The organism is Streptomyces flavofungini (assembly GCF_041028215.1).
GTDB lineage: Bacteria > Actinomycetota > Actinomycetes > Streptomycetales > Streptomycetaceae > Streptomyces > Streptomyces flavofungini_B.
Genome location: NZ_JASKYR010001038.1, coordinates 1 through 2,112, shown reverse-complemented (window position 1 = coordinate 2,112; position 2,112 = coordinate 1). Strand labels below are relative to the sequence as shown.

Genomic DNA, 2,112 nt, shown 5'->3' with positions numbered 1-2,112 from the left:
GTGTTCACCGCAACATCGCTGCCGTGTTCTCGGACGTCACCTCGGCAGCGATGTTGCGGTGAACACCTCCAGCTCGGCTCTCAGATCCCCTGCCCTGCGCGCCGCTCGTGCGCGGCCGGTGGAAAGCGCGTCGTGGACACGCTGCACGGAGATGACGACGCCGTTCTTGCGCCGACCGGACGGCAGGTCGAGCACGGGACCGAGGGCTTCGGCGGCACCGTCGATGTCTCCTTCGGAGATGCGCGCGAGCGCGAGGCCGGATCGTGCGCCGGCCTCGGCACCGAACGCCCACTCGTCCGCGGGGGCAGCGGAATACGCGTGAACGGCCTCCTGCGCCGCGCGTTCCTTCTCCGGGCCCGGCGTGCCCAGGAGAACGAGGGCCTCGGCCGCGTAATACGTCTCGCGGGGCTGGGGGAAGGTGAAGATGCCGCCGATGGAGTCGAGGTCGTCGAGCACAGCGACGTCACGGGCGTCCGTCGCACGTGCCAGGGAAGCGCGTACCCGGTCGCTGTCGCCAAGAGCCGCGTGTGCGCAGGCTTCCTGAGCGGCGAGCCAGACGGCGACAGTCCCGGCCGGGGCGGTGAGCAGAGCGTTCCCCTGCCCGGCGTACACCACGGCGTCCGCAGGGCGTCCGGCCCAGTAGGAGATGAGCGACTGCAAGCCCCGCACCCACGCGCGCATGCCGGTGTGTCCCGCCTGGTCGGCGCAGACATAGGCGGCGCGGGCCTGCATCATCGCCGACCTCGGGTCGGAGAGGTCGTGGGACGCCTTGGCCAGCATGCCGGAGGCCATGGACGCCAGGAGCTGGAGGTCGACACCCTGCGCCGGGGTGGCCCGCCCGGACTCCAGAAGACGGAAGATCAGGTCGTGGACCTCGGTGAGGTCGGGGAGGATCTCGTGGAGAGCCACCCGAGGGTACGCCGCGCCGATCCGCCGCACCTCGTCCCGGATGTGCCCGAAGGTCTCAGCTCCGATCGAGTTGGTCTCCGCCATCACCGCGTACCGCAATGCCCTGCTCGCCGCCATCGCCGCCTGCCTTTCCATCTCGTGGATGTTCGCGCCCGTACTGAAGTGGCCGTCGGGTGGCGGGCGGCGGGCGCGGGAATCCGTCACCGGAACGTGCACCCCCGCCACCGGCGGCGTCAGAAGTTCGTCGATCGCGTAGCCGAACATGTGGACCAGGACGCGACGGGCGTCAGGAACCGGCTTGGTCTCGCCCAGATACCAGCGCTCGTAGGTGCGTTCCGAAGGGGCGAGGTGGGCGAGGTGCGGGGTCCCCTCGATCCCGGCCAGCTCCCGCGCCGCTCGCTCGAACTGCGCCTTGAACGTGGGATAGGACTGCCAGTCCCGCTGGGCGGTGAGTAGCTGGAGCAGGGTGCGCATGGTGACCTCCAAGCGGTCGAGGTGCGCCTGAACAGACGGTAGGCGGTAGCTACCCGTGAACTCGTCGATTCCGGTGTCCGGGACGAAGGTGACGGTCGGATGACGGTCCGATGACGTCGCCCGTCACCCGGAGCCGGAGAACGTGACGGTGCGATGACGGTGGAGATGCGGACGGACCTGACGCCAAGCTCATAGTCCGTCGTCACTGAACGTGACGAATTGAGCGCGCATGACGCAGCGAGGAGTTCCGTCCGCCATGAGTCAGTTCATCGGCATGGGGCATTGGTCCCACCCTCTGATCGGCCAGAAGGTCATCGACCACGCGCATGGCGATCGCGTCGGAGTCTTCCGCGCCTTCGCCCCTGACGTGAAGAAGGGCACCCTCAAGCCCGTCATCGTCATCCCCACGACGCCGCCCGTGGTGTGGCTCGCGCCAGAGGACGGCGGGGTGGAGTGGACCACCTCTCCGGATGCGATCGAGGCGGCACGGTGAGCGCCGGGCGGAAGCCCGGGGTGGGCGATGAGGTGGAATACGCGCCGGGCTGCCGGGCCATCGTGACCGACGTCCGCGGAGGGACGCCGATTCTGCGCGGTCCGGGTGGTCTGGAGTGGCCCGCCGGGGACCCTGCGGGGCTGCGCGTCGTCCGGTCCAGGGAAGAGCGCCGGGCGACGGCCGATGACGGTACTCGCCGTCCGGCTGCAGCGTTCCCGTCGAACCCATGCGAGCAG

2 protein-coding genes are annotated in these 2,112 nt (G+C 69.7%); one reads left to right on the top strand and one right to left on the bottom strand.

Features of this window, described 5'->3' with window-relative positions:
- Positions 1-36 precede the first annotated feature (36 nt).
- Positions 37-1,383 (bottom strand): hypothetical protein, encoded by a 1,347-nt coding sequence (locus AB8Z36_RS38090; RefSeq protein WP_369217946.1) that lies wholly within the window; start codon positions 1,381-1,383, stop codon positions 37-39.
- Between the two features lie 256 nt (positions 1,384-1,639).
- On the opposite strand from AB8Z36_RS38090, the gene AB8Z36_RS38085 reads away from it, so the two are divergent.
- Positions 1,640-1,876, top strand: a complete 237-nt coding sequence (locus AB8Z36_RS38085; protein ID WP_369217945.1) for a hypothetical protein — start codon at positions 1,640-1,642, stop codon at positions 1,874-1,876.
- Positions 1,877-2,112: the final 236 nt, after the last annotated feature.

What these genes read in the sequence shown, in the direction of transcription:
- AB8Z36_RS38090 (WP_369217946.1), bottom strand. Translation starts at nt 1,383, where the DNA reads ATGCGCACCCTGCTCCAGCTACTCACCGCCCAGCGGGACTGGCAGTCC.
- AB8Z36_RS38085 (WP_369217945.1), top strand. Translation starts at nt 1,640, where the DNA reads ATGAGTCAGTTCATCGGCATGGGGCATTGGTCCCACCCTCTGATCGGC.